A 24,995-nucleotide genomic window follows, 5' to 3' on the forward strand; every position below is an offset into this window, starting at 1 on the left:
GCGCGACGGCATCCAGCCACACCGCGTCGCGGTCCCGCCAGACACTCCCCTCCCCCGTTGCCCGCTGCGCGTGATGCGCGAACGGGCGTACATGTCCCTGCGCGTGCGCAGGGCGCAGGATGCCCCATGTCCGCTGTTGAGCCGTCCCGTAGCACCCCGCCCCGTTCCCGCCGCTGGTGGGCGATTCCCGTCGTCATCATCGTGGCCGGCCTGGTGGCCTGGTGGGCATGGCCGCGCGCCGAGGCAACCGCGGCCGCAGGCCCGGGCAAGACCGTGCCGGTGCGCGTGGCCCGTGCCAGTGCCGAACCGCTGCAGCTGCGCCTGAAGGCCGTCGGCACCGTCACCCCGCTGCACAGCGTGGTGGTGCGCAGCCGCGTCGATGGCGAGCTGCTGCGCCTGCACTTCCAGGAAGGCCAGCAGGTGAAGGCCGGCGACCTGCTCGCGCAGATCGACCCGCGCCCGTATGAAGTGAAGCTGGCGCAGGCGCAGGGCACCCAGCAGCAGAACCTGGCGGAACTCGAGAATGCCGAGCGCCAGCTGCAGCGCTACCGCGAACTGCAGAAGCAGAACTACGTGTCCGGGCAGGAGCTGAGCGACCAGCAGAGCAAGGTGCGGCAGCTGCAGGGCCGCCGCATCAGCGACCAGGCCTCGGTGGACGAAGCGCGCCTGCAGCTGCAGTACACCCGCATCACCGCGCCGGTCAGCGGCCGCGTCGGCCTGCGCCGCCTCGATGTCGGCAACCTGGTGCATGCCAGCGATACCGAGGGTCTGGTGACGCTGGCGCAGACCGCGCCAATCAGCGTGCTGTTCACCGTGCCCGAACCTGAACTGCCGGCCCTGCTGGATGCCGTGCAGGCCCAGGCCGGCCTGCCGGTGGAAGCCTGGGACCGCAGTGAAAGCAAGGCGCTGGCGCAGGGCACGCTGTCCAGCGTCGACAACCGCATCGACACCGCCACCGGCACGCTGAAACTGCGCGCGCAGTTCGACAACGCGGGCCTGGCGCTGTTCCCCAACCAGTTCGTCAACGTGCGCCTGCAGCTGGGCGAACAGCCGGCGCTGCTGATTCCCGATGCCGCCGTGCAGTTCGGCAGCCAGGGCAACTACGTGCACATCGTCGACAAGGACAACAAGGCGCAGCGCCGCACCGTGGTGCTGGGCCCGGCCGATGAGGGCCGCGTGGCCGTGCGCTCCGGCCTGCAGGCCGGCGACCAGGTGGTGATCGAAGGCATCGATGGCCTGGAAGACGGTACCGCCGTGGAGATCGTGGCCGAACAGCCCGCTGCTGCAGCGAAGGCGGCCAAGGCCGGCGCATGAACCTGTCGCGCCCGTTCATCCTGCGCCCGGTCGCCACCACCCTGCTGATGGTGGCGCTGCTGCTGTCGGGCGTGCTGGCCTACCGCCTGCTGCCGGTGGCGGCGCTGCCACAGGTCGATTACCCGATCATCCAGATCACTACGCTGTACCCGGGCGCCAGCCCGGAACTGACCACGCGCACCATCACCGCGCCGCTGGAACGCCAGCTCGGGCAGATTCCCGGCCTGAAGCAGCTGTCGTCCACCAGTTCCGGCGGCGCCTCGGTCATCACCCTGCAGTTCGGCCTGGATGTGACTCTGGGCGTGGCCGAGCAGGACGTGCAGGCGGCCATCAACGCCGCCGGCAGCTTCCTGCCCGGCGATCTGCCGGTGCCGCCGGTGTACCGCAAGGTCAACCCGGCCGACACGCCCATCCTCACCCTGGCGGTGACCTCGCAGGCGCTGGCGCTGCCGCGGGTGCACGACCTGGTGGATACGCGCATCGCCCAGCGCCTGGCGCAGCTGCCCGGCGTCGGCCTGGTCAGCCTGGCCGGTGGCCAGCGGCCTGCGGTGCGCATCCAGGTGAACCCGGCTGCGCTGGCGGCCAACGGCTTGGGCATGGACCACATCCGCACCGCGATCGCTGCAGCCAACGTCAACCTGCCCAAGGGCAGTTTCGATGGCCCGATCCGCGCGGTGATGCTCGATGCCAACGACCAGATGCGCAGCGTCGATGAGTACCGCGCCCTGGTGCTGGCCTGGCGCGAAGGCGCGCCGCTGCGCCTGGGCGACGTGGCCACCATCACCGATGGCGCCGAGAACCGCCAGCTGGCCGCCTGGAGCGGCACCACGCCGGCGGTGCTGGTGAACATCCAGCGCCAGCCCGGCGCGAACGTGATCGCCGTGGTCGAGCAGGTGCGCACGCTGCTGCCGCAGCTGCAGGCCACGCTGCCGGCCGGCGTGCAGATGAACGTGCTGAGCGACCGCACCGAATCGATCCGCGCCTCCGTGCGCGGCGTGCAGAAGGAACTGGTGCTGGCCATCGGTCTGGTGGTGCTGGTCACCTGGGTGTTCCTGCGCAACCTGCCGGCCACGCTCATTCCCAGCGTGGCGGTGCCGCTGTCGCTGATCGGCACGTTCGCGGTGATGCTGCTGGCCGGCTACTCGCTCAACAACCTCACGCTGATGGCGCTGACCATCGCCACCGGCTTCGTGGTGGACGATGCCATCGTGATGCTGGAGAACATCGCCCGCCACCTGGAAGAAGGCGAGAGCCCGCGCGAGGCGGCGCTGAAGGGCGCGGCCGAGATCGGCTTCACCCTGGTCTCGCTGACTGTTTCGCTGATCGCGGTGCTGATCCCGCTGCTGTTCATGGCCGACCTGGTGGGCGCGCTGTTCCATGAGTTCGCGGTGACGCTGGCGGTGGCGATCGGTATCTCGCTGCTGGTGTCGCTCACTCTTACGCCGATGCTGTGTGCGCGCTTCCTCAAGCCGCATGCGAAGGGGTCAGAGCCCCAAGGGGATCTGACCCCGAAACAAGATGTCTTCGACCGCATCATCGCCGTCTACGACCGCCAGCTGCAGTGGGTGCTGCAGCGCCAGCCGCTGATGCTGCTGGCCACCGTCGCCACGCTGGCGCTGACCGTGGCGCTGTACTTCGCCGTGCCCAAGGGCTTCTTCCCGGTGCAGGATGCCGGCCTGGTGCAGGGCATCAGCGAGGCCCCGCAGGCGATCTCGTTCCAGGCCATGCACGAGCGCCAGCAGGCGCTGGCGGCGGCCATCGAAGCCGACGAGGCGGTGGCCAGCGTGTCGTCCTATATCGGCGTGGACGGCAACAACGCCACGCTCAACACCGGCCGCCTGCTGATCGAACTGAAGCCGCATGGCGACCGCGACGGCGCCGCCGTGGTGATGGAACGGCTGCAGCAGCGTGTGTCGAAGATTCCCGGCATCACCCTGTACCTGCAGCCAGTGCAGGAGCTGGGCATCGAAGACCGCATCAGCCGCAACCAGTACCAGTTCACCCTGACCACGCCGGAACAGCAGACGCTGGAAACCTGGACACCGAAGCTGCTGCAGGCGCTGCGCCAGCAGCCGGCACTGCGCGATGTGGCCAGCGACCTGCAGATGCAGGGCCGGCAGGCACGGGTGAACATCGACCGCGATGCGGCGGCGCGCCTGAACGTGAGCGTGGAAGCCGTGGCCGATGCGCTGTACGACGCCTACGGGCAGCGTCAGATCTCCACCATCTTCACCCAGGCCAGCCAGTACCGCGTGGTGCTGGAAGCCGATCCGTCGCGCCAGCCCGGGCCCGATGCCATCAGCGGCCTGCGCGTGCGCAACAGCGATGGCCAGACCGTGCCGCTGGGCGCGGTGGCGCGGGTGGAACTCGGGCCGGCGGCCCTGCTGCGCAACCATGTCGGCCAGTTCCCGGCGGCCACGCTGTCGTTCAACCTGGCACCGGGGGCCTCGCTGGGCGAAGCCACCGCCGCCGTGGAAGCGGCGCGCACGCAGATCGCCCTGCCCGAAAGCATCGAACTGCGGCTGCAAGGTGCGGCGGCGGCGTTCAGCAGTTCGCTGTCGTCCACGCTGTGGCTGATCCTGGCCGCAGTGGTGGTGATGTACATCGTGCTGGGCGTGCTCTACGAGAGCTTCGTGCACCCGATCACCATCCTCTCCACCCTGCCCTCGGCCACCGTGGGTGCGCTGGCCGCGCTGTGGGTGAGCGGGCGCAGCCTCGACCTGATCGCGGTGATCGGCATCGTGCTGCTGATCGGCCTGGTGAAGAAGAACGCGATCATGATGATCGACTTCGCGCTGGACGCGCAGCGCACGCGTGGCATGACCCCGCGTGAGGCGATCCACCAGGCGGCGCTGCTGCGCTTCCGTCCGATCCTGATGACCACGCTGGCCGCGTTGTTCGGCGCGGTGCCGCTGATGCTGGCCAGTGGTTCGGGCGCGGAACTGCGGCAGCCGCTGGGCTGGGTGATGGTCGGTGGCCTGCTGGTCAGCCAGGTGCTGACCCTGTTCACCACGCCGGTGATCTACCTGGCCTTCGACCGCCTGCAGCGCCGGCGCTCGGCCGCCCTCGCCACGCCTGAAGAGGCGCGCGCATGAGCCCCATCGCACGCCTGGCCCAGGCCTGCGTGCAGCGACCGGTGGCGACGATCCTGCTGGCGGTGGCGCTGGTGCTGGCCGGCCTGCTGGCGCTGCGCCTGCTGCCGGTGGCGCCGTTGCCGCAGGTCGATTACCCGGCCATCGAAGTGAGCGCCAGCCTGCCCGGTGCCTCGCCCGAATCGATGGCCGCCACCGTGGCCACGCCACTGGAACGCGCCCTCGGCAGCCTGCCCGGCATCTCGCGCATCGATTCGGCCAGCACCCAGGGCCAGACCTCGGTGGAGCTGAAGTTCGTGCTCGGCCGCGATATCGACGAGGCCGCGCGCGAAGTGCAGGCGGCGATCAATCTCGCACGCGGGCAGCTGCCCAGCGGCATGCCGGGCATGCCGCAGTACCGCAAGGTGAACCCCTCGCAGGCGCCGATCCTGGCGCTGGCGCTGACCTCGGACACGCTGCCACCGGGCCAGCTGTACGACCTGGCCTCCACCGTGCTGGCGCAGAAGCTGTCGCAGGTGCCGGGCGTGGGCGAAGTGCAGGTGGGCGGCAGTGCGCTGCCTGCCGTGCGCGTGTCGCTGGACCCGAATGCGCTGAACCACGCCGGCCTGGCACTGGAAGACGTGGCCCAGGTCATCAGCCGCGCCAACGCCGTGCGCCCGCTGGGTGCGGTGGGCGATGAGCGCCAGCAATGGCAGCTGGAAGCGCCGCTGCAGCTGCGCCAGGCCGCGCAATACCGCGAGCTGGCGCTGAAGGTGAGCGACGACCGCACGCTGCGCCTGGGCGATGTGGCGGTGGTGGCCGATGGCGTGGAAGACCGCTACGCCAGCGGCTTCCACAACGAACGCCCGGCGGTGCTGCTGATCGTCAGCCGCCAGCCCGGCGCGAACATCATCGCCACCGTCGATGCCATCCAGGCGCAGCTGCCGCAGCTGCATGCGCTGCTGCCACCCAGCGTGGACATGCGCCTGGTGATGGACCGCTCGCCGGTCATCCGCGCCACCCTGCACGAAGCCGAACTGACCCTGGTGCTGGCCATCGCCCTGGTGGTGCTGGTGGTGCTTGGCTTCCTTGGCCACTGGCGCGCGGCGCTGGTGCCCAGCGTGGCCATCCCGGTGGTGCTGTTCGGCACGCTGGCGCTGGTGGCGTTGATGGGCTTCTCGCTCAACACGCTTTCGCTGATGGCGCTGATCGTGGCCGCCGTGCTGGTGGTGGACGATGCCATCGTGGTGCTGGAAAACATCGCCCGCCATCGCGAACTGGGCGCCGACCGCTGGCAGGCCGCCGTGCGCGGCGCAGCCGAAGTGGGCGCGACCCTGCTGTCGATGAACGTGGCGCTGGCCGTGGTGTTCGTCTCCATCCTGTTCCTGGATGATTTCGTCGAGCGCCTGTTCCGCGAATTCTCGCTGACCCTGGTGGCGGCGATGAGCGTGTCGGTGGTCGTTGCGCTCAGCCTGGTGCCGATGTTGTGCGCGCGCCTGTTCGTCGATGACGCGCAGCACGCCTCGCGCTGGCAGCATGGCAGCAACGCGCTGTTCGAGCGCGTGCGCACTGCCTACCTGCGCACGCTGCAGGCCTGCCTGCGCCGGCTGCGCTGGCCGCTGCTGGCGTTCGTGGCGGTCATCGCGCTCAACGCCTGGCTGTTCCAGCAGGTGCCCAAGGGCGTGGTGCCCAAGCAGGACACCGCACAGCTGCGCGGCTTCGCCCGCGGCGACGATGGCCTCTCGTTCCAGGCCATGCAGCCGAAGATCGATGCCTACCGCAAGCTGCTGCTGTCCGACCCGGCCATCGAGGACATCATCGGCTATATCGGCGGCAGCAACGGGGTCAACAACGCCTTCATCATGATCAAGATGAAGCCGCTGGCCGAGCGCAAAGTGTCCAGCCAGGAGGTGATCGATCGCCTGCGCGCGCGCTTGCCCAAACTGCCCGGCGGCAACCTGTACCTGTGGGTGGACCAGGACATCCGCCTGGAAGGCGGCGGCAGCAGCGGCCAGTACGAATTCCAGCTGCTGTCGGCGGACATGGCGCCACTGCGCGAGTGGGCCCCGAAGGTCGGCGCTGCGCTGCGCGCCCTGCCCGAGCTGGTGGACGTGGAAGCACAGGGCGAAGCCGGCATGCGCCAGGTGGTGCTGGACATCGACCGCGAGGCCGCCGCGCGCCATGGCGTGGACCTGAAGACCGTGGCCAACATGCTCAACAACTCCTTCAGCCAGCGCCAGGTCGCCACCCTGTACGACAGCCTCAACCAGTACCGCGTGGTGATGGAGCTGGACCCGAAGCACACCCAGGACCCGGGCACGCTGGCGCGGCTGCAGGTCGTGGACGGCAGCGGCCAGCGCATTCCGCTGTCGACCAGCGCCAGCTGGCGCTACGGCATGGCGCCGGACCGCATCTACCACAGCGAACAGTTCGCCTCGATCTGGATCCAGTTCTCGCTGGCGCCGGGCGTGGGCCTGGAACAGGCCACGCAGGCGATCAACGCCGCGATGGCGAAGCTGATGCTGCCACGCACCGTGCAGGCCAAGTTGTCCGGCGAAGCCGGCGGCCTGGACAGCCTGCGCGCGCGACAGCTGTGGCTGGTGCTGGGCGCCACGCTGGCGGTCTACCTGGTGCTGGGCATCCTGTACGAGAGCTTCCTGCAGCCGCTGGTGATCCTGTCCACCCTGCCCTCGGCCGGCATCGGCGCGCTGCTGGCGCTGTGGGTGTTCGGCAACGAACTGAACCTGATCGCGCTGCTTGGCTTGTTCCTGCTGGTGGGCGTGGTGATGAAGAACACCATCCTGCTGGTGGACTTCGCCCTGGCCGGCGAGCGGCGTGGACTGAGCGCGCACGACGCGGTGATGGACGCAGCACGGCTTCGCCTGCGGCCGATCCTGATGACCTCGCTGGCGGCGCTGCTGGGCACGCTGCCGCTGATGCTGGCCAATGGCGAGGGCTGGGAGCTGCGGCAGCCGCTGGGCATCGCGATTGTGGGCGGGTTGCTGGTCAGCCAGTGGCTGACGCTGTACACGACGCCGGCGATGTATCTGGCGTTGGCGAGGATTCGGGCGAAGCGGTGATTGCGGGCGGTTCATCCACGCATGGCGTGGATCTACGGTCAGTGGCGCACGACGAACCCGCCGGACCGGCCGCTGGATGGCGCCTGCAGCTCCTCGTTGAATGCCGCTTTGATGGCCGCGATGGCAGCGTCCCGGTCCATGCCCTGGCTGGTCACCAGCGCATCGGCCACGTGCTGGGCAACATCGGCGAGGATCCGGCCCCAGGCACGTTCTTCCTGGATGTCGGGACGATCCTCATACAGCCCCACCTTCAACGAAGCATGCAGCCCGCGTTCGGCGATCCACACACGGATCATCTCGACGGACGATTCGTCGCGTTGTGCAGCGTCAGGGATGAGCAGTTCATTCATGGCGGCAGCCGAAGGGACAGGATGCCGGATTGTGGCTCATATCCACGCGTGGCGTGGATCTACCAGAGAACCGGTGTCACCACCCCGGCGATGTACCTGGCGCTGTCGCACTTACGCAGCGCCAGGCGCATCGCCGGTGCGGACGGGTCGGCCTCCAACTCCGACCGACCCTGATCGCGGCCGCACCCCCGCAGGCGCTGGCCGCCATCCACACACGTGCCGCGATCAAGCGGCTTCAGACACCTTTACTTCACGACGGGCGCGCACGGCAGCGGCCAGGCGCTCCAGCACGTCCACGGTGGTGTCCCAATCAATGCAGCCATCGGTGATGCTCTGGCCGTAGACCAGCGGCTGGCCTTCCACCAGTTCCTGGCGGCCGCCGACCAGATGGCTTTCCACCATCACGCCGACGATGCGCTGTTCGCCGTCTTCCAGCTGGGTGGCGATGTCCTCGATCACTTTCGGCTGGTTTTCGGGGTTCTTGAGGCTGTTGGCGTGGCTGGCATCGATCATCAGGCGCGTCGGCAGCTTGGCCTTGGCCAGTGCCTGGCAGGCCTCGCCGACGCTGGCCGCATCGTAGTTCGGCTGCTTGCCGCCACGCAGGATCACATGGCAATCCGGGTTGCCGGTGGTCGACACGATGGCGGTGCCGCCCTGCTTGGTGACCGACAGGAAGTGGTGCGGATTGGACGCTGCGCCCACTGCATCGGCCGCGATCTTGACGTTGCCGTCGGTGCCGTTCTTGAAGCCGACCGGGCAGGAAAGGCCCGAGGCCAGTTCGCGGTGCACCTGGCTTTCGGTGGTGCGCGCGCCAATGGCGCCCCAGGCGACCAGATCGGCAATGTACTGCGGCGAGATCACATCGAGGAACTCGACGCCGGCCGGCAGGCCCAGCTTGTTGATGTCGCGCAGCAGGCCGCGGGCAATGCGCAGGCCCTTGTCGATCTTGAAGCTGCCATCCAGGTCCGGGTCGTTGATCAGCCCCTTCCAGCCCACCGTGGTGCGCGGCTTTTCGAAGTACACGCGCATGACGATTTCCAGTTCGCCGGCCAGCGCATCGCGCAGGGGCTTCAGGCGCTGGGCGTATTCGATGGCGGCGTGCGGATCGTGGATCGAGCACGGGCCCACCACCACGGCCAGGCGGTCGTCACGGCCATGCAGGATCTCGTGCAGGGCCGCGCGCGAGGCGCTGACGGTGTCGGAGGCTTCATCGTCACAGGGCAGCATCGCCAGCAGCTGGGCAGGCGGTGTCAGCGGTTCGATGGTGCGGATACGAAGGTCGTCGGTGTGCGGGGGCATGGGGCTGGTCTCTACGGAATGTGGGAGTCCGCAGCGTGGCGACATGAAAAAAGCCGCCAGGTTCGCTGGCGGCTTTCGGGAATGCGTCTGAAGGTTTCTTCAGGGTGAGCGCAGTCCTTCCTCCGCCGTGGGCTTCGGAAAGTAATACCAATAAAAGTTGGCGTGGGCTGCGTTCATGGGGTGTATTGATAGCACAGCTTTTGCGCAGTGCAAAATGTTTCATCCGCAACTGGGGATGCGGTTCAGGCGGGGCTCGCCTCAGCGCTTGCCGTGTACTTCCACATCCAGCAGCAGGCCTTCATGGATGTCCACCCAGCGCTCCACCACGCGGTCCAGTTCCTTCTGTGCCTCGTCCAGCTGCTCGGGGTTGAGCAGGGAGCGGGCGGTGTAGAGATCGGAGACGAGCTGCCGCAGCGTCGATTCCAGGATGGCGACCGACGGCCCTTCCAGCCCGGGCAACTGCAGTGCCGGGCTGTCGCCAAGGGTTCCGTACAGCGTGACCTGGAGCTTGCTCTGCATGATCGACTTCCCTGCGGGTGGACATGGGCAGCCGTCATGTTTACCGCGTATTGGTGACAGGCGCATGTGCCGTGGCGTGATTGCCGCTGCTGCTGGACGGCCTGAGCTGCAGAACGCGCCTGCCTACGAGTTCAGTCCCGGCAGACGTTGCGCGCACACGGGTCGATCGCTATGGTCGAGGACGACTGCGCAGACAGCAGAAAATTATTCGGCGCCGCTGCGAAACTCGCGAGGAGTACATGAAGGGAAAATGCTGACAATTGAATTGTTCGTTTGAATACGGAAATCCGTCAGTGTGGCCGTCCTTCCTGTGCAGTCGATCCTGTTGCTCCCTGGGCCCGTGCCACCTTGATGTCGCTGGCACGAGCTTCTTCCGGCTTCTTTACCCCGCCGGGTTTCCAGCCAGGGACCGCCCGCTACCCGATCTACGATTAAGCTGTCGCGATTGAGCCGATCGACAGCGTGCGGCGTGATGCACCTGGGACTTCTTTCCCGCGAAGTACAACGCCAGAAAAATGTGGGTGAAACGGCTGATTTCATGGCCTCTGGCGTATGCAATACTGCGCCGCGCTTTCATGGCTGTCGCGGATGCCCTTGGTGTTACGCGCAGGCATGTGCACTAGATGGATTGCCACCGAAAAAGGGTGGCCGGGCCTGGAAACCCGTGAGGTTTGGGTAGTCGCTTGTCAGCCGGCGCCGCTCTGTGCGGCGCCGGCTGACAAACCGTTCGCTTTCCATGGCGGGCGGTGCGTGGGGGTCCTTGGACCCGCCGGTTTGCCCAAACCTTCCGGTTTCCAGCCACGTACCGTCCGCCACCTATTCCGGTGGCGCTGCCGTCTTCGCTGTACGGAGCACATGCCATGAACGCAAAGCACGTCCCCTTCCCTGGTAGCGGCCTTAACGACCCGGCCAACGCCGATGACGCCGCCTCTGACCCCCACGCTTTCATCGCCAACCTGCAGCGCATCGGCGCGGGCTGCGGCAGCGATGGCCATCCCTGGCCCGAACCGAACCTGCCGATCGGCCGACGCATCCAGCTGGCCGATGGTGACTGCGCCCTGGCCGGCCTGCGCATCGTGCATGAGGTGATGCTGGCCGCCGAGCGCAGCCGCCAGAACGGCGGGCCGGAACATGATGTCGGCCCGCGCGTGATGGAAGGTCTGATGATGGCCTGTCTGGAACTGGGTACGCATGCCGCGGAGCGGGTGCGACCGCGGTAGCCAGACATTGGCCGAATACTGGGAGCCGCCGGGCATGGCCCGGCGCTACCGGGTGGCGTGGGGGTTCATCCACGCATGGCGTGGATCTACTCGTGGTTTGCCAGATCGTGCAGGTGCTGCGGCATGGCGTCCACGGCGCCCACGGTGTTGGTGGTGGTGAAGTAGTCATGCCAGCCCGTCGCGCTGATGGCGGCCAGCAGTGCATCGGCATCGGTGCGGCTGGCGCACTGCCAGACCGCGTAGAACTGTTCGGTGCTGGAATGCGGCACATCGCGCGCGACGCGGCCCATCGCCAACGGCGTGATGCGGGCCGGGTCGAACTGCTGCATGCCGGCGCCGATGCGCGCGAAGAAGGCGTTGCGTTGCTCGGGCGGGAGTGCGGCCCAGGCGGGAGTGGCGGTGTAGTGCTCGATGAGGATGTGGAGCATTGGGGCCTTCCTTGGGGTGTTGGGGTTCATGCGTCCGCCGGGCATGGCCCGGCGCTACCCGTGTGGTGGGGTTGCCGGCCAGCGGCCGGCACTACCGGAGCGAGCGTTGAGCGCGTTTGCAGATATAGGCGTTGGCTGCGCTGCTGTGTTCGCGTTGCCAGCGTGCGCAGACAGCACGCACCCACGCCGGTTGGGTCTTGCTGGCATCGTTGAGCCAGTTGCCCACCGAATCCTGCACGTATCGCTCGCGATCGTTGGCCAGGGCATCCAGCAGCGGCAGTGCGTGTTGCGGCTGTTGCTTGAACACGGTGATGTGCGTGGCCCACACACCCCGTGGGCGCAGGGCTTCGCAGGCGAAACGGCGCAGGTACGGTGAGGCTTCATCCACCCACGGCAGCAGCAGCGTCAGCGCCTGCAGCGGTGCGGCTACGAGGTCGGCGCGTACCGCCAGCCAGGCCCACTCACGCACGCCGAAGTGTTGGTCGTCAGCCAGTGGCTGTATCGCCTGCAGCTTTTCGCTGAGCCCCAACGTGGCATCACTGCCGATGAGGTAACAGGCCCAACCGCGCACGGTGTCGGAGGGATGCGACTGCCAGTGAGTGACATCGCCCTGCCCCGCTTCGCGCAGCAGCGTTGCCGCCAGGGCCATGCGCTGGGTGATGCCCTTGCTGGCGGCATCGCGCATGCGCTGCACGGCGGCATCTGGCAGCGCCGCAGCCGTCTGCAGCAACGTTGCGAAGTCCACGGCAAGGCACTCGGCCAGATGCGTGCTGGCGGCCAGGCCGGTGCCGAGTTCGTGCTGCCGCGCCGCGCTGATGGGCTGGCTCACGGCGTCGCGTCCCGGCCGCTGTCGGTGTGCTGCCAGACCTTGGTCAGCAGCTTCGAGAGCTGGGCTTGCTCGCCCGCATCCAGGCCATTGAACAGCCCACCGATCCACTGCGTATGCTGGTTGAACAGTTCCTCGGCCAGGCGCTTGCCGCGTGCGGTCAGCACGATCTGCAGGCGGCGGCCGTCTTCGGCATCGTGCCTGCGCTGCAGCAGGCCCTCGCGCTGCAGGCCGTCCAGCAGGCCACTGATGGTGGCGCGGGTCACACCTGCGCGTTCGGCCAGCTCGTGCGGCGGCAGCGTGCCGCCGGCGCCCTGCAGCAGGAACAGCACGATGAAACGGCCTTCGCTGAGGCCGTGCGGTGCAAGCCGGGTGGCACAGTCGCGGTCGATGGCGGCGGACAGGGAAAGCAGCTGGAAGCACAGGCGCAGCTGCGCCAGGTTGGCATGGCCGCGGCGGGTGGCCTCGTCGACGAGGGCGGTGTGTTTTGCTTCCAGCATTGCAGCCACCGATATGGTTAGGCGGCTAATCATATCCTCATAGAATGGAACTGCAAGCTTGTGCTGTATGCCCCATCCACGCGTGGCGTGGATCTATCGGGCCCGGGGCAGCTGCAGGCGGGCGATCAGGCCGCCGCCTTCGCGCTCCAGAAGCTGCAGCTGGCCACCATGGCTGCGTGCGGCATTGGCGGCCACGGCGAGGCCGAGGCCGGTGCCGCCGGTGGCGCGGCTGCGCGAGCTTTCACTGCGCTGGAAAGGCTGCAACAGGCGCTCGCGGTCTTCTGCGGGAATGCCAGGGCCGCGATCCAGAATGTCCAGCTGCAGCAGTCCGTTTCTTTGCGCCGCACGCAGCTCCACTGCACCCGCGTAGCGCCTGGCATTGTCGATCAGGTTCTCCAGCGCGCGGCGCAGCAGCAGAGCATCGGCCTGCCAATGCAGAGCGACAGGCAGTTCAGCGTCCACCTCGGTGCCACGAAGTCGCGCCGCCTGCACGCAGTCTTCCAGCATCGGCGCCAGGTCCATCGGCCGCAGCTGCGGCGGCTGCAGTTCGCCGCGTGCGTAATCGAGTACCTGCTCGATCATCGCGTTCATGCGCTCGATGTCGGCCACCATGCGTGCGGCCTGTGCGGGCGGCGCGAAGTCGGCGCGCAGGCGCAGGCCGGTGAGCGGCGTGCGCAGATCGTGCGCCACTGCGGCCAACATTCTCGTCATCTGCCGCGCCTGTTCGCGCAGGCGGGTACGGCCCGCATCCAGGGCTACAGCAAGCATCTGCACTTCGCGTGGGCCGTCGTCGGGCAGCGGCGTCTGGGCATGCAGATCGAGATGGGCGCTGGCATCGGCCAGGCGGCGCAGCGGTCGGCCCAGACGCACCGCCGCCCATGCAGCCAGCGGCGCCAGCAGCACCATGCCGCCCAGCAAGGCCAGCAGCACCTGCCTTCGCCAGGCAGCCAGATCGCTGTAGGCACTGCTGACCACCCGCCAGCGCCCATCAGGCTGCTGCACGGCCAGTTCGAACGGTGGCCACGGCAGGCTGGCGAGCACCCGCTGCGCAGCTTTCAAAGCGGCCGTATCGCTGGCACTGGCCTGCTCCTCACCCGAGGCGATGACGTGGATATCCGGTGGCTTGCTGTTGCCTGCCCAGACCAACCGCACCTGCTGGGCGGGATGATGCAGGGCATCGGCCACCAGCTGCTGCAAGCGCGCATGGCTTGTGCCTTCCGGCGGCTGCGCGCGCACGTCCAGGCGCAGCCCCATGCTGTCAGCCGGGCGCTCGCCGCGCAGTACCTGCATGGCCTGGTCGAGTCGCATCTGCGGTGCCGCCGGGCGCGGCAGCCAGCCCACCACCGCCATGCTGACGGCCGTGGCCAGCACCAGGCTGCTGACCGCCAGCATCGCAATCCAACGCGCGGTGCTCCAGCGCAGTGTGCTGCAACGCGCGCTCACAGGCGCTGCACCGCTGGGCCAAAGCGATAGCCCTCGCCGCGCAGGGTCTGTACCAGGCCATCGCCGCCGGGAGCGGCCTGGGCCAGCCTGCGGCGCAGGCGGCTGATGGCCAGATCCACGGCGCGGTCCACGCTCTCGCTGTCATCGCCACGAGTGAGCTGCATCAACTGCTCGCGGTCCAGCACGCGGCCCGCGCGTTCGGCCAGGGCCTGCAGCAATGCGAACTCACCCCGACTGAGCGCTACCTCGGTGCCCTCGGGTGCATACAGGCGACGCTGTTCCGGCAACAGGCGCCAGCCGTCGAAGCGCAACTCCATCGGTGTCTGTGCGCGCAGCTTGTCCTGCCGGCGCAGCAGCGCGCGCACGCGGGCCAGCAGCTCGCGCGGGTCGAAGGGTTTGGCCAGATAGTCATCCGCGCCCATTTCCAGACCGATCACACGGTCCGGTGCGCTGCCCATGGCCGACAGCATCAGGATGGGGATGGCGCGCGACTGCAGGCGGCGGCACACCGACAGGCCGTCTTCACCGGGCATCATCCAGTCCAGGATGATGGCGTCGGGACGTTCCGCCTGCAGCAGCACGTCCAGGCCAGCAGCATCGGCGGCCACGCGCACGCGGTAGCCGTGCAGCAACAGGTGGTCGGCGATGGCATCGCGGATGCTGGCATCGTCATCCACAACGATGAGGGTGGCAGTAGCATTCATGCCGCCAGTATGACGGCGCTGTGTATCGGCCCGGTATCAACCGGCACAAACCGGCGATACGCAGCTGCGGTGAAATGGCCTTTCTTTCCCGAGGAGTACACCGATGCGCCTGTCCCTGCTGCCCCTGCTGCTCGCGTCGCTGCCTGCGGCCGCCGAACCCGCTGCCCTGCACAGCCTGCCGATGACGATGCAGGCCAGTCATCCCACTGTGTTGGGCACGCTGGAGGGAGGGGATAAGCCCTTGCAGCTGGTGGTGGACAGTGCGGCCAGCGCGACGCTGCTGGATACGGACGTGGTGCGGCGCTTCCAGCTGCAGGACCCGAACGCACGCCACCACGACGCGCAGGGTGCCAGCGCCGGCGGGTTGGCGTTGCGCAGCACGCGCAGCGTGGCGATGGCGCTGGGCAGCCTGCAGCTGCAGGTGACCGCACTGCAGGCCGACCTGGCCAGCCTGTCGTCGGCAGGGAGCGAACCGTTGCACGGCATCATCGGCCAGGACATCACGGCGCGTTTCGATACCCGCTGGGATTTCGCCCATGGGCGCCTGATGCTGTGGCCTGCGCAGACGCTGCCGACCACGGCACCCTATTGCCAGGGCAACGCCCTGCCCGATCGCGCCGGCGTGCTGAAGGGCTTCGGCTTCGTCAACCTGCGCTTGGGTAGCGAAGGCGTGGAGGCCATCGGTGTGGTCGATACCGGTGCGGCGCAGACCATTCTCAACGATGCAGCGGCGCGTGCGTTGGGCCTGCGCACCGATGGCAGCGATACGCGCGTGCGCGCGCGCAGCAAGGGCAGCGAGGGGCTGGGTGGCAAGCCGACACCGACGTGGCTGTACACCCTGCCCGTACTGGCCAGCGTCGGTTGGCAGCACCCGGCGGTGGAGGTCCGCATCAGCGAGCTGCCGGTGTTCCGGGCAATCGGGCTGGAGCAGCGCCCGGCTTTGATCCTGGGGGCGGATGTGATGCAGGGTGGCCAGGTGGATATCAGCGCGGGCGCCGAGCGCATCTGCCTGCAGCGATAGGCGCGGGGGTGCTGTCCGATCAGGCGACGCTTTCGAAGAACATCAGGTAGACCAGCCGCCCGTTCTCCGGGCGGTCACCGGACGCCGGGCCGGCGGTGTGCCAGAACCACGGACGCAGCAGCACCAGGCGGTTGAAGCGCATGGGAATGGTCATGGTCCGTTCCCACGCACTGTCGTCGTTGCTGTCGCGCTCGATGATGTCGCGGTGCATTGCCGTACCATCGGCATAACCCAGTGCCGCCAGCTCGGCCGGGTTCAGCGCCAGGCGGTCGGTGTTGGTGCGGCGGTGGCGGAAGAATTCGGTCCCCCCTGGCAGTGCTCCGGGGCGCTGAGGTAGAGGATGCCCGACCAGTGCGAATGATCGGTATGCACGCGGGCACGGCCCACGTCATTGGCCAGGGTGAGGCGGAACTTGCCTTGCGACTGCAGCGGCTGTACCGGCCGCAGAGGCTCGTTCAACAGGCTGGACGCTGCGCCGGCAAGACCCTGCATTTCCAGGCGCTGCAGCGAATTGCGGCCAGGGAATGCGCCGTCCTCCTCGGGGTAGTCCAGGCCCAGGCCGGCGCGGCGCAGGCCATGGGCATCGGCGGCGGAAAGAAAGTCGTCAACGACGAGGAACGAGGTAGGCATGGCGGCAGGCTAGTGCCGGCACATTGCGGCGGCAAGGCAGCCTGCAGCATGCGCCGGGCCGGGGTTTACGCCGCCTTGGCGGCCGGCGCAGTATAAGAGCCAGTCACCCGTCTTACTGGACCCTCGCATGACCCCTTCGCAAGCAGACGCCATTGCCAGCGCCGTGATGCAGCCGGACGACTGGCGTGACGAGATCGCCGCGCGCCAGCAGGAGGAGATGCAGCAGCTGCAGCGCCAGCGCAGGGCGGTGGCCATCGGCCTGGTCGGCATGGCCGCAGGTGGGTTGATTGCCTACCAGTTGGGGCTGCCCTGGGTGAAGGGCGTGCTGTATGGCGGTGTGCCCACCTTCTTCATCGCCAAGGTCTGGCTGGATCGGCGCGCGTTGCGCGGTTGATGCCGCGCGGTTCATCCACGCATGGCGTGGATCTACCCGAGGGCATCGCGATCCAGACCAACAAAAAAACCCCGCCTTCCGGCGGGGTTTTTCATTACGTCGGGAACGCGTGGACTTAGAAGTCCATGCCGCCCATGCCGCCCATGCCGCCCATGCCACCGGCGCCACCCATGGCCGGCTCGTCCTTCTTCGGAGCTTCGGCAACCATGGCTTCGGTGGTGATCATCAGGCCAGCGATCGAGGCAGCGTTCTGCAGCGCCGAACGGGTCACCTTGGTCGGGTCCAGGATGCCGAACTGCAGCATGTCGCCGAACTCGCCGGTAGCGGCGTTGTAGCCGAAGCTGCCGGTGCCTTCCTTGACCTTGTTGATGATGACCGACGGCTCTTCACCGGCGTTGGCCACGATTTCGCGCAGCGGGGCTTCCATCGCACGCAGGGCGATCTGGATGCCGTGGTTCTGGTCTTCGTTGGCGCCCTTCAGGCCAGCCAGCGAGGTGACCGCACGGACCAGGGCAACACCGCCGCCCGGGACCACGCCTTCTTCAACGGCTGCACGGGTAGCGTGCAGGGCGTCGTCGACGCGATCCTTCTTTTCCTTCATTTCGATTTCGGTCGAAGCGCCGACCTTGATCACGGCAACGCCGCCGGCCAGCTTGGCCACGCGTTCCTGCAGCTTCTCGCGATCGTAATCGGAGGAGGTGTCCTGGATCTGGGTCTTGATCTGGCCGACGCGTGCGTCAACGGCAGCCTTGTCACCCACGCCATCGATGATGGTGGTGTTTTCCTTGGAAACCTGCACCTTCTTGGCGCGGCCGAGGTCCTTGATGGTGGCCTTTTCCAGCGACAGGCCAACTTCTTCGGAGATCACGGTGCCGCCGGTCAGCACGGCCATGTCTTCCAGCATCGCCTTGCGACGGTCGCCGAAGCCCGGAGCCTTGACGGCCACGACCTTGACGATGCCACGGATGGTGTTGACCACCAGGGTAGCCAGCGCTTCGCCTTCGACTTCTTCGGCAACGATCAGCAGCGGCTTGCCGGCCTTGGCGACGCCTTCCAGCACCGGCAGCAGGTCACGGACATTGGAGATCTTCTTGTCGTGCAACAGGATGAACGGGTCATCCAGGTCAGCGGTCTGCGACTGCTGGTTGTTGATGAAGTACGGGGACAGGTAGCCGCGGTCGAACTGCATGCCCTTGACCACGTCCAGCTCGTTGTCCAGGCCAGAGCCTTCTTCAACGGTGATCACGCCTTCCTTGCCGACTTCCTTCATCGCGTCAGCGATGATCTGGCCGATCGACTCGTCCGAGTTGGCCGAGATGGTACCGACCTGGGCGATCGCCTTGTCGTCGGCGGTCGGCTTGGAGATGTTCTTCAGCTCGGCAACGGCGGCCACGACGGCCTTGTCGATACCACGCTTCAGGTCCATCGGATTCATGCCGGCGGCCACAGCCTTGGCGCCTTCGCGGATCAGGGCCTGGGCCAGCACGGTGGCGGTGGTGGTGCCGTCGCCAGCGTCGTCGTTGGTGCGGGAAGCAACTTCCTTCACCATCTGCGCGCCCATGTTCTCGAACTTGTCAGCCAGTTCGATTTCCTTGGCGACGGAGACGCCGTCCTTGGTGATGGTCGGAGCGCCGAAGCTCTTTTCCAGCACCACGTTGCGGCCCTTCGGGCCCAGGGTGGCCTTGACGGCATTGGCGAGAACGTTGACGCCGCGCACCATGCGCGAACGGGCGTCTTCACCGAAACGAATATCCTTGGCAGCCATTGCGATTACCTCGATGTTTGCGCCGGGCCGGGCCCGGCGACGAAAAGGAATGTGTTACAGGAAAGCAGGTCGCGCCGAGGCTCAGCCGATGATGGCGAGCACGTCGTCTTCGCGCAGGACCTTGTACTCGACGCCTTCGCTCTTGTACGAGCTGCCGGCGTACTGGCCGTAGATGACCTTGTCGCCAACCTTCAGCGACGGAGCGCGCACGGTGCCGTTGTCCAGGGCCTTGCCCGGGCCGACGGCGACGACTTCACCCTTGGTCGACTTTTCCTTGGCCGAATCCGGAATGACGATGCCACCGGCGGAGATTTCGTCAGCTTCGATCGGCTTGACCACAACGCGGTCGTGCAGCGGCTTGATGTTCATAGGGACCTCTTAAGTTGTTGATTGGTCTAAAAAAGTCCGGCGATGTTAGCACTCACCCCAGGTGACTGCCAGCATTGCGCGTGAAAAAGCCCGACAGGTCGGGAGCAGGACAGAGATGGAGCTGCCCCCGGGCCTTTCAAGCCCCGCCACGGAAAATTTTTCCACGGTGCGCTGCGGCGGGGGACAGACGGCCGGGCCGACAGGCTCCCGTATTTTTGGTGACCCACGTCGCAGTGTCAGATATCTGACGTTCAGTTACGACAAAGTGTCACGCGTTCGGCCTTAGGCTCGCCCGGCATTCCCAATCACAAGGAGTAGTCGATGCGATTGCTGTCCCCGCTCGCCGCCGCCTGCCTGCTGGCGCTGGTCGCCGCGCCGGCCCAGGCCGAGGTCTTCATCAACGAACTGCACTACGACGACAGCACCCCGGCCGGTGACGTCGGCGAAGCCATCGAAGTGGTCGCCACCGCCGGCGAGGACCTGTCCGGCTACCGCCTGTACCTGTACAACGGCGCCAACGCCTCGGCCGCCGTGGTCTACGACAACAAGCCGGTCCCGGCTGGCAGCGCCGCCGGCTGCGGCAGCGCGACGATCGCCGTGGTCACCTACCCGACCAACGGCCTGCAGAACGGCCCCAACGACGGCATCGCCCTGGTCGACGCCAGCGGCAAGGTGGTCCAGTTCCTCAGCTACGAGGGCGCCATCACCGCCTCCGGTGGCCCCGCCGCCGGCATGACCAGCCAGAACATTCCGGTTGCCGAAACCAACAGCACCGCCCCGGGCACCTCGCTGCAGCTGACCGGCAGCGGCAGCCAGTACGCCCACTTCACCTGGGCCGAGTCGGCCGGTGAGACCTTCGGCCGCTGCAACAACAACCAGACCTTCAACGGCGGTGGCGGCACCCCGGGCGGCCCGAACACCCCGCCGTCGGTGACCACCACCACCCCGGCACAGGGCAGCAGCACCTTCCCGGCCGCGGCCGATCTGGAAGTGGTGTTCAGCGAAACGGTCAGCCTGGCCAGCGGCGCCTTCGCCCTGAGCTGCGGCAAGTCCGGCAGCGTGCCGCTGACCTGGCCGACCAGCGGCAAGACCGTGAAGCTGTCGACCAACACCGCCCTGGTGGCCGGTGAGGCCTGCCGCTTCGACATCCGCGCCTCGCGCATCACCGACAGCCAGGGCGCACGCCCGGCCGCTGACAGCCGCATCGCCTTCACTGTGGCCAGCACCACCGGCAACCCGGACCCGGGCAATCCGGACCCCGGCAATCCCGGCAACCCGGGCACTCCGGCGGGCTACTACTCCAAGGTGAACACCTCCAGCCCGAGCCAGCTGCGCTGCTCGCTGCACGAGACCATCAAGGGCCACACCGCTTACCCGTACAGCGGCTCGGGCACCAGCACCTGGACCATCCTGGAAATCGCCGACGAAGATCCGAACAACAGCGGCAAGATCCTCGACGCCTACCGCAACCACAGCTACACCAAGGTGAGCAGCCGTGCGGGCACGGGCAGCGGCCTGACCTACAACCGCGAGCACACCTGGCCGAATTCGCTGGGCTTTGCCAGCACCACCGGCGACAAGGGCCTGCCGTACGCCCCGTACACCGACACCCACATGCTGTACCTGACCGATGCACAGTGGAATGCCGACCGCGGCAACAAGCCGTTCGGCAAGTGCGATGCCAATTGCGGCGAGCGCGCCACCGAGGCCAACAACGGCCAGGGCGGCGGCAGCGGCGGCTACCCGGGCAATTCGAACTGGGTGCGTACCCCCGACGGCAACACCGGCACCTTCGAGGTGTGGGGCAAGCGCAAGGGCGACATGGCGCGTGCGGTGATGTACATGGCCATCCGTTATGAGGGCGGCAAGGATGCGGCCACCGGCCAGTCCGAACCGGACCTGGAACTGACCGACGACCGCAGCAAGATCGTCAAGACCAGCAGCTCGCCGGCCTACATGGGCCTGCTGTCGACCCTGATCGACTGGCACCTGTCCGATCCGCCGGACGATGCCGAGCGTGCGCGAAATGACGTGATCTACTCCTTCCAGGGCAACCGCAACCCGTTCATCGACCACCCGGAATGGGCCACCCCGGCCCTGTTCACCTCCGCCAAGCCGGCCACCTGCCAGCTGGCCAACTGACCGCGCAACGCAGCGGTCCACGCCGCCGCCGGGTCCTGACCCGGCGGCGGCCCTATACTCGGCGGTCATGTCGACCGTCGATCCCGTCCTGCTGCTGTTGACCACCTGCCCGGACCGGGCCAGTGCCGAGCGCATCGCGCACGCGCTGGTCAGCGAGCGCCTGGCTGCGTGCGTCACCCGGCTGGAGGGGGCACAGTCGACCTACCGCTGGCAGGGCGATGTCATTACCGACACCGAACTGCAGTTGCTGGTGAAGACCACGGCGAGCCGCGTCGATGACGCGATCGCCCGCATCGTCGAACTGCATCCGTATGAACTCCCGGAGTGCATCGCGGTCGAAACCCGGGCCGGCCTGCCGGCGTATCTGGACTGGATCCGGGCGCAGACCCGGGAGGACACCGATTGATGAAGTTGTTTGCTCGTGGCGCCGCGCTGTGCGCCCTGCTGTGGCTGGCCCTGCCGGCCTTCGCGCTGGATGAGAAGGACCTGCTGCCGGTCGACCAGGCGTTCGCGCTGACCGCCAGTGCGCCCGAACGTGGCCAGATCCAGCTGCAGTTCAAGATCGCCCCCGGCTATTACCTGTATCGCCACCGCACCAGCGTCAAGGCCGACCCGGCCTTCAATGCCGGTGCGCTGCAGATGCCGGCGGGCAACAAGCACCACGACGATTTCTTCGGCGAGGTGGAAACCTACCGCGAGCGCCTGCAGGCCACCCTGCCCGGCGCGCCGACCGATGCGGCCAGCACCATCAGCCTGGAAGTGCGCTACCAGGGCTGCGCCGATGCCGGCGTGTGCTACCCGCCGCAGAAGCGCGTGGTGCAGGTGACCCTGCCCGGCGCGGGCGGCAAGGCCGCGGTGCCCACCGCGCGCGTCACCGGCGTCACCCCCTTCAACAACCCGCTGGCCGGTGCCGGCAGCAACGGCGGCCTGCGCCTGCCGGGCGCCAGCAACACCCAGGCGCTGCCGCTGCCGTCGGAACAGGCGTTCGGCTTCGATGCCATCGCCAGCGACGGCAATACCCTGCTGCTGCGCTTTACCCCGGCGCCGGGCTACTACCTGTACCGCGACCGCACCTCGCTGAAGCTGGAAGGCAGCACCGGCGTGCTGGCCGACAAGCCGCGCTGGCCTGCCGCACAGGCGCACCGCGACGAGCACTTCGGTGATGTCTCGGTGTACTTCAACCAGGTGGAAGTGCCGCTGCCGCTGCGCCGCACCCGCACCGAGGCCGTGGACAGCACCCTGGTGGTGACCTTCCAGGGCTGCCAGACCGATGGCATCTGCTACCCGCCGATGACCCGCCGGGTGAAGCTGTCCATTCCCGCCGGCAAGCTGACTGCCGCCGCTGACACCGCTGCTGCACCGGCCGCCGCCAGCGACACCCCGCGCGAAGACGCCGGCGGCACGCCGCGCCGCCTGCTGCCGACCGTGCCCAACGATGCCGCGGGCGCCGCCGGTGACAGCGCCGCAGGAGGCGATGCCTTCGCTGCCGATGCGCAGCAGGACAACGCCAAGCGCACCAAGCCGCCGGGCAGCGTGCCGAAGACCGACAGCTCGCTGCTGTGGGTGCTGCTGCTGGCGCTGGGCGGTGGCCTGGTCCTGAACCTGATGCCCTGCGTGCTGCCGATCCTGTCGCTGAAGGTGCTGAGCCTGGCGCAGAGCGGCGAGAGCGCCGAGCGCGCCCGCAGCCATGCCCTGTGGTACACGCTGGGCGTGCTGGTGGCGTTCGCGGTGATCGGTGCGTTGATGGTTGGCCTGCGCATGCTCGGCAATGCGGTGGGCATCGGCTTCCAGCTGCAGCACCCGGGCGTGGTGGCCGCACTGGCCTACATCATGTTCGCCGTCGGCCTGAGTCTGTCCGGTGTGTTCACCATGGGCGGTGGCATCGGCAACTTCGGCCAGTCGCTGGCCCGCCGCAGCGGCCCGGCCGGTGATTTCTTCACCGGCGTGCTGGCCTGCGTGGTCGGCAGCGCCTGCGTCGGCCCGTTCTTCGGCCCGGCCGTGGCCTATGCCTTCGTGGCCCCGCCGATCGCGGCGATGCTGGTGTTCCTGTTCCTCGGCCTGGGCCTGGCCCTGCCGTTCCTGCTGATCGGCTTCGTGCCGGCGCTGGCCCGCCGCCTGCCCAAGCCGGGCCCGTGGATGGAAACGCTGAAGCACGTGCTGGCCTTCCCGATGTATGCGGCCGCGCTGTGGCTGCTGTGGGTGCTGGGCAAGCAGCGTGGCGTGGATGGCATGGCGCTGGCCCTGGGCGGCCTGCTGCTGCTGACCGCCGGCCTGTGGCTGTTCGAAACCAGCCGCTGGCGCAGCAAGCGCGGCGCCAGCCTGCTGGGCGTGCTGCTGGCCTTGGCCGCGCTGGGCCCGGTGTGGGGCGTGACCCAGCTGCAACCGCCGGCACGTGCCGCGCAGGCGGCCAGCGACAACGTGGTGGACTATTCGCCGCAGATGCTGGACCGGCTGCGCGCGGACAACCGCGTGGTGTTCGTGAACATGACCGCCGACTGGTGCGTGAGCTGCAAGGCCAACGAACGCGCGGTGCTGTCGCGCCCGGAGTTCAAGGAACTGCTCAAGCGCACCAACGCGGTGTACATGCGCGGCGACTACACCAACGTCGACCCGCAGATCACCGCGTTCCTGGATGAGCACAAGGCCGTGGGCGTGCCGCTGTACGTGGTGTACGGCCCGGGCGCACCGCCTACCGTGCTGCCGACCCTGCTGACCCAGGCCCTGGTGGAAGAAGCGCTGCTGCGCACCGCCCGATGAGTTGGCAGCGGCCCGCACTGCTGTGGACAGCGGTGCTGGCCGCCGGCCTCGGCCTGTGGGCCGGGCATCGGTTGACCCCGGCGCCTGCGCCGGTGGTTTCAACGCCTCCTGCTGATGTGGAACCCCCGATTCCTGCCCTGCGCGCCGGTGATGCCCTGCCGGCGCTGGTGCTGCCTGGTGTGGACGGGCAACCGCTGGATATCCGCCAGCGATTCAGCGGCCGGCCGCTGCTGGTGAACGTGTGGGCCAGCTGGTGTGGGCCCTGCATCGAGGAGATGCCCGAGCTGGCCCGCTTTGCCGAAGCGCAGGGCGAGCGTGGCGTGCAGGTGCTGGGCCTGGCACTGGATACGCCGGAGGGCGTGGCGGATTTCCTGCAGCGGGTGCCGGTGGATTACCCGATCGTGCTCGACACCCCGGGCCCGCGCGATGCCAGCGTGCAGCTGGGCAATGCGCAGGGGCTGCTGCCGTACAGCGTGCTGTTCGATGCGCAGGGGCGGATGGTGAAGGCGAAGCTGGGACCGTTCGAGCACGGTGAGATTGCAGGCTGGGTGGAGTGAGGGTGTTTTGCAGGGCTTGCAGCCCTGCACCTGCAGAAGCCGAAGCAAGAGCGGCATTCCGTGGGATGGCGGGGCACTGTGGGTTTGCGGGGACGCCGTAAACCCACAGTGCCCCGCCTTCGACAGGTTCACGCGGCTGTTGGAACCTGCTGCTGATGGTGGGTGCCGACCGTTGGTCGGCACATCTATCGGATATCGAATTTCATCTGGGGTCAGAGCCCGGCCAGTAGATCCACGCCATGCGTGGATGAAATCTCTCAGAAATCGAATTTCCGAATTGGGGTCAGAGCCCGTTGCGCAGCAACGGGATCCGACCCAGTGCCGACCAACGGTCGGCACCCACCAGAGCAGAACGCCGTTCCGACAAATCGCAGAAAACTGTCGAAGGCGGGGTGGGTCCGGTTGAGGGGGTGTGAGCGGCATGGATGCGGCGACCGAGCTTACATGGACGTACTTGCAGCGTCCCCCTCAACCGGACCCACCCCGCCATCCCACAGGAAACCCGCTTCTGCTGTCGCTCCGGCTCTGGCCGTTGCGTCTGCGGGTGGAGGGCTGCAAGCCCTGCAACAAAACCCTCCTTGACCGCAGCCAGTCCGGCCCCGGAGA

General features: G+C 67.8%; 22 protein-coding genes. 10 read left to right on the forward strand and 12 right to left on the reverse strand.

Translation table 11 applies throughout. The features are described from left to right. Window positions 1-126: 126 nt before the first annotated feature. Genes C1925_RS18360 through C1925_RS18370 form a run of 3 tightly spaced genes read left to right on the forward strand, consistent with a single transcriptional unit; the run spans window position 127 to window position 7,465 of the window. Window positions 127-1,314: an MdtA/MuxA family multidrug efflux RND transporter periplasmic adaptor subunit gene (locus C1925_RS18360; RefSeq protein WP_108770147.1), complete on the forward strand. Its 1,188-nt coding sequence runs from the start codon at window positions 127-129 to the stop codon at window positions 1,312-1,314. Next, window positions 1,311-4,409, forward strand: coding sequence for a multidrug efflux RND transporter permease subunit (locus C1925_RS18365; protein WP_108770148.1), 3,099 nt, complete (start codon window positions 1,311-1,313; stop codon window positions 4,407-4,409). The genes C1925_RS18360 and C1925_RS18365 overlap by 4 nt, the downstream gene beginning before the upstream one ends. Further along, complete coding sequence (locus C1925_RS18370; protein WP_108770149.1) at window positions 4,406-7,465, forward strand: efflux RND transporter permease subunit; 3,060 nt, start codon at window positions 4,406-4,408, stop codon at window positions 7,463-7,465. Before C1925_RS18365 ends, C1925_RS18370 begins: the two co-directional genes overlap by 4 nt. 38 nt (window positions 7,466-7,503) lie before the next feature. Here C1925_RS18370 and C1925_RS18375 read toward each other — a convergent pair whose 3' ends face one another. The 3 genes from C1925_RS18375 to C1925_RS18385 form a co-directional block, all read right to left on the reverse strand. After that, a complete protein-coding gene (locus C1925_RS18375; protein WP_108770150.1) occupies window positions 7,504-7,815 on the reverse strand; it encodes a DUF5076 domain-containing protein in 312 nt (103 codons plus the stop codon). Window positions 7,816-8,040: 225 nt separating this feature from the next. Beyond that, window positions 8,041-9,114: a 3-deoxy-7-phosphoheptulonate synthase gene (locus C1925_RS18380; protein ID WP_108770151.1), complete on the reverse strand. Its 1,074-nt coding sequence runs from the start codon at window positions 9,112-9,114 to the stop codon at window positions 8,041-8,043. 258 nt (window positions 9,115-9,372) lie between these two features. Beyond that, on the reverse strand, window positions 9,373-9,633 hold the full coding sequence (locus C1925_RS18385) for a hypothetical protein (protein WP_108770152.1): 261 nt from the start codon (window positions 9,631-9,633) through the stop codon (window positions 9,373-9,375). Window positions 9,634-10,493: 860 nt separating this feature from the next. Here C1925_RS18385 and C1925_RS18390 point away from each other — a divergent pair. Then, window positions 10,494-10,853, forward strand: a complete 360-nt coding sequence (locus C1925_RS18390; RefSeq protein ID WP_108770153.1) for a hypothetical protein — start codon at window positions 10,494-10,496, stop codon at window positions 10,851-10,853. Window positions 10,854-10,939: 86 nt separating this feature from the next. Here the strand turns inward: C1925_RS18390 and C1925_RS18395 are convergent, their stop codons facing one another. The 5 genes from C1925_RS18395 to C1925_RS18415 all read right to left on the reverse strand — a co-directional run bounded on the left by C1925_RS18395 (window position 10,940) and on the right by C1925_RS18415 (window position 14,754). Beyond that, a complete protein-coding gene (locus C1925_RS18395) occupies window positions 10,940-11,281 on the reverse strand; it encodes a DUF6616 family protein (protein WP_108770154.1) in 342 nt (113 codons plus the stop codon). Window positions 11,282-11,372: 91 nt separating this feature from the next. Next, the gene (locus C1925_RS18400) at window positions 11,373-12,110 is read right to left on the reverse strand and encodes a DNA alkylation repair protein (RefSeq protein ID WP_108770155.1); all 738 of its coding nucleotides are present in this window, start codon (window positions 12,108-12,110) and stop codon (window positions 11,373-11,375) included. After that, a complete protein-coding gene (locus C1925_RS18405) occupies window positions 12,107-12,607 on the reverse strand; it encodes a MarR family transcriptional regulator (RefSeq protein ID WP_108770156.1) in 501 nt (166 codons plus the stop codon). The genes C1925_RS18400 and C1925_RS18405 overlap by 4 nt, the downstream gene beginning before the upstream one ends. A 93-nt stretch (window positions 12,608-12,700) precedes the next feature. Further along, window positions 12,701-13,999, reverse strand: a complete 1,299-nt coding sequence (locus C1925_RS18410) for a HAMP domain-containing sensor histidine kinase (protein WP_108770157.1) — start codon at window positions 13,997-13,999, stop codon at window positions 12,701-12,703. A 47-nt stretch (window positions 14,000-14,046) separates the two neighbouring features. Beyond that, entirely contained in the window at window positions 14,047-14,754 is a 708-nt protein-coding gene (locus C1925_RS18415; RefSeq protein WP_108770158.1) for a response regulator transcription factor, read from the reverse strand. 103 nt (window positions 14,755-14,857) lie between these two features. Between C1925_RS18415 and C1925_RS18420 the strand changes: the two genes are divergently transcribed. Continuing rightward, window positions 14,858-15,775, forward strand: a complete 918-nt coding sequence (locus C1925_RS18420; protein ID WP_108770159.1) for a pepsin/retropepsin-like aspartic protease family protein — start codon at window positions 14,858-14,860, stop codon at window positions 15,773-15,775. A gap of 19 nt (window positions 15,776-15,794) precedes the next feature. Here the strand turns inward: C1925_RS18420 and C1925_RS21405 are convergent, their stop codons facing one another. Together C1925_RS21405 and C1925_RS21410 are read right to left on the reverse strand one after the other, a co-directional pair. Then, entirely contained in the window at window positions 15,795-16,127 is a 333-nt protein-coding gene (locus tag C1925_RS21405; RefSeq protein ID WP_343125664.1) for a DUF6445 family protein, read from the reverse strand. Then, entirely contained in the window at window positions 16,031-16,405 is a 375-nt protein-coding gene (locus C1925_RS21410; RefSeq protein WP_254051343.1) for a hypothetical protein, read from the reverse strand. Before C1925_RS21410 ends, C1925_RS21405 begins: the two co-directional genes overlap by 97 nt. Window positions 16,406-16,532: 127 nt before the next feature. On the opposite strand from C1925_RS21410, the gene C1925_RS18430 reads away from it, so the two are divergent. Then, on the forward strand, window positions 16,533-16,799 hold the full coding sequence (locus C1925_RS18430; protein ID WP_108770160.1) for a hypothetical protein: 267 nt from the start codon (window positions 16,533-16,535) through the stop codon (window positions 16,797-16,799). 115 nt (window positions 16,800-16,914) lie between these two features. Here the strand turns inward: C1925_RS18430 and groL are convergent, their stop codons facing one another. After that, window positions 16,915-18,564: a chaperonin GroEL gene (gene groL, locus C1925_RS18435; RefSeq protein WP_006473018.1), complete on the reverse strand. Its 1,650-nt coding sequence runs from the start codon at window positions 18,562-18,564 to the stop codon at window positions 16,915-16,917. Window positions 18,565-18,645: 81 nt separating this feature from the next. After that, window positions 18,646-18,933 (reverse strand): co-chaperone GroES, encoded by a 288-nt coding sequence (locus C1925_RS18440; protein ID WP_108770161.1) that lies wholly within the window; start codon window positions 18,931-18,933, stop codon window positions 18,646-18,648. A gap of 321 nt (window positions 18,934-19,254) precedes the next feature. Here C1925_RS18440 and C1925_RS18445 point away from each other — a divergent pair, with 321 nt between their 5' ends. The 4 genes from C1925_RS18445 (at window position 19,255) to C1925_RS18460 (ending at window position 24,389) form a co-directional block, all read left to right on the forward strand. After that, the gene (locus C1925_RS18445) at window positions 19,255-21,075 is read left to right on the forward strand and encodes an endonuclease (RefSeq protein WP_108770162.1); all 1,821 of its coding nucleotides are present in this window, start codon (window positions 19,255-19,257) and stop codon (window positions 21,073-21,075) included. Between the two features lie 67 nt (window positions 21,076-21,142). Further along, window positions 21,143-21,481 (forward strand): divalent-cation tolerance protein CutA, encoded by a 339-nt coding sequence (gene cutA / locus C1925_RS18450; protein ID WP_108770163.1) that lies wholly within the window; start codon window positions 21,143-21,145, stop codon window positions 21,479-21,481. Next, on the forward strand, window positions 21,478-23,832 hold the full coding sequence (locus tag C1925_RS18455; protein WP_108770164.1) for a protein-disulfide reductase DsbD: 2,355 nt from the start codon (window positions 21,478-21,480) through the stop codon (window positions 23,830-23,832). The genes cutA and C1925_RS18455 overlap by 4 nt, the downstream gene beginning before the upstream one ends. Next, window positions 23,829-24,389, forward strand: coding sequence for a TlpA disulfide reductase family protein (locus tag C1925_RS18460; RefSeq protein WP_108770165.1), 561 nt, complete (start codon window positions 23,829-23,831; stop codon window positions 24,387-24,389). The genes C1925_RS18455 and C1925_RS18460 overlap by 4 nt, the downstream gene beginning before the upstream one ends. The last annotated feature ends 606 nt before the right edge of the window (window positions 24,390-24,995 follow it).

The sequence above is a fragment of the Stenotrophomonas sp. SAU14A_NAIMI4_5 genome, from assembly GCF_003086795.1.
Taxonomy (GTDB): domain Bacteria; phylum Pseudomonadota; class Gammaproteobacteria; order Xanthomonadales; family Xanthomonadaceae; genus Stenotrophomonas.

Bases quoted from the DNA above. Each gene is read 5' to 3' on its own strand.
- C1925_RS18360 (WP_108770147.1), top strand. From the start codon at position 127: ATGTCCGCTGTTGAGCCGTCCCGTAGCACCCCGCCCCGTTCCCGCCGC.
- C1925_RS18365 (WP_108770148.1), top strand. From the start codon at position 1,311: ATGAACCTGTCGCGCCCGTTCATCCTGCGCCCGGTCGCCACCACCCTG.
- C1925_RS18370 (WP_108770149.1), top strand. From the start codon at position 4,406: ATGAGCCCCATCGCACGCCTGGCCCAGGCCTGCGTGCAGCGACCGGTG.
- C1925_RS18375 (WP_108770150.1), bottom strand. From the start codon at position 7,815: ATGAATGAACTGCTCATCCCTGACGCTGCACAACGCGACGAATCGTCC.
- C1925_RS18380 (WP_108770151.1), bottom strand. From the start codon at position 9,114: ATGCCCCCGCACACCGACGACCTTCGTATCCGCACCATCGAACCGCTG.
- C1925_RS18385 (WP_108770152.1), bottom strand. From the start codon at position 9,633: ATGCAGAGCAAGCTCCAGGTCACGCTGTACGGAACCCTTGGCGACAGC.
- C1925_RS18390 (WP_108770153.1), top strand. From the start codon at position 10,494: ATGAACGCAAAGCACGTCCCCTTCCCTGGTAGCGGCCTTAACGACCCG.
- C1925_RS18395 (WP_108770154.1), bottom strand. From the start codon at position 11,281: ATGCTCCACATCCTCATCGAGCACTACACCGCCACTCCCGCCTGGGCC.
- C1925_RS18405 (WP_108770156.1), bottom strand. From the start codon at position 12,607: ATGCTGGAAGCAAAACACACCGCCCTCGTCGACGAGGCCACCCGCCGC.
- C1925_RS18410 (WP_108770157.1), bottom strand. From the start codon at position 13,999: ATGCTGGCGGTCAGCAGCCTGGTGCTGGCCACGGCCGTCAGCATGGCG.
- C1925_RS18415 (WP_108770158.1), bottom strand. From the start codon at position 14,754: ATGAATGCTACTGCCACCCTCATCGTTGTGGATGACGATGCCAGCATC.
- C1925_RS18420 (WP_108770159.1), top strand. From the start codon at position 14,858: ATGCGCCTGTCCCTGCTGCCCCTGCTGCTCGCGTCGCTGCCTGCGGCC.
- C1925_RS21410 (WP_254051343.1), bottom strand. From the start codon at position 16,405: ATGCCTACCTCGTTCCTCGTCGTTGACGACTTTCTTTCCGCCGCCGAT.
- C1925_RS18430 (WP_108770160.1), top strand. From the start codon at position 16,533: ATGACCCCTTCGCAAGCAGACGCCATTGCCAGCGCCGTGATGCAGCCG.
- groL (WP_006473018.1), bottom strand. From the start codon at position 18,564: ATGGCTGCCAAGGATATTCGTTTCGGTGAAGACGCCCGTTCGCGCATG.
- C1925_RS18440 (WP_108770161.1), bottom strand. From the start codon at position 18,933: ATGAACATCAAGCCGCTGCACGACCGCGTTGTGGTCAAGCCGATCGAA.
- C1925_RS18445 (WP_108770162.1), top strand. From the start codon at position 19,255: ATGCGATTGCTGTCCCCGCTCGCCGCCGCCTGCCTGCTGGCGCTGGTC.
- cutA (WP_108770163.1), top strand. From the start codon at position 21,143: ATGTCGACCGTCGATCCCGTCCTGCTGCTGTTGACCACCTGCCCGGAC.
- C1925_RS18460 (WP_108770165.1), top strand. From the start codon at position 23,829: ATGAGTTGGCAGCGGCCCGCACTGCTGTGGACAGCGGTGCTGGCCGCC.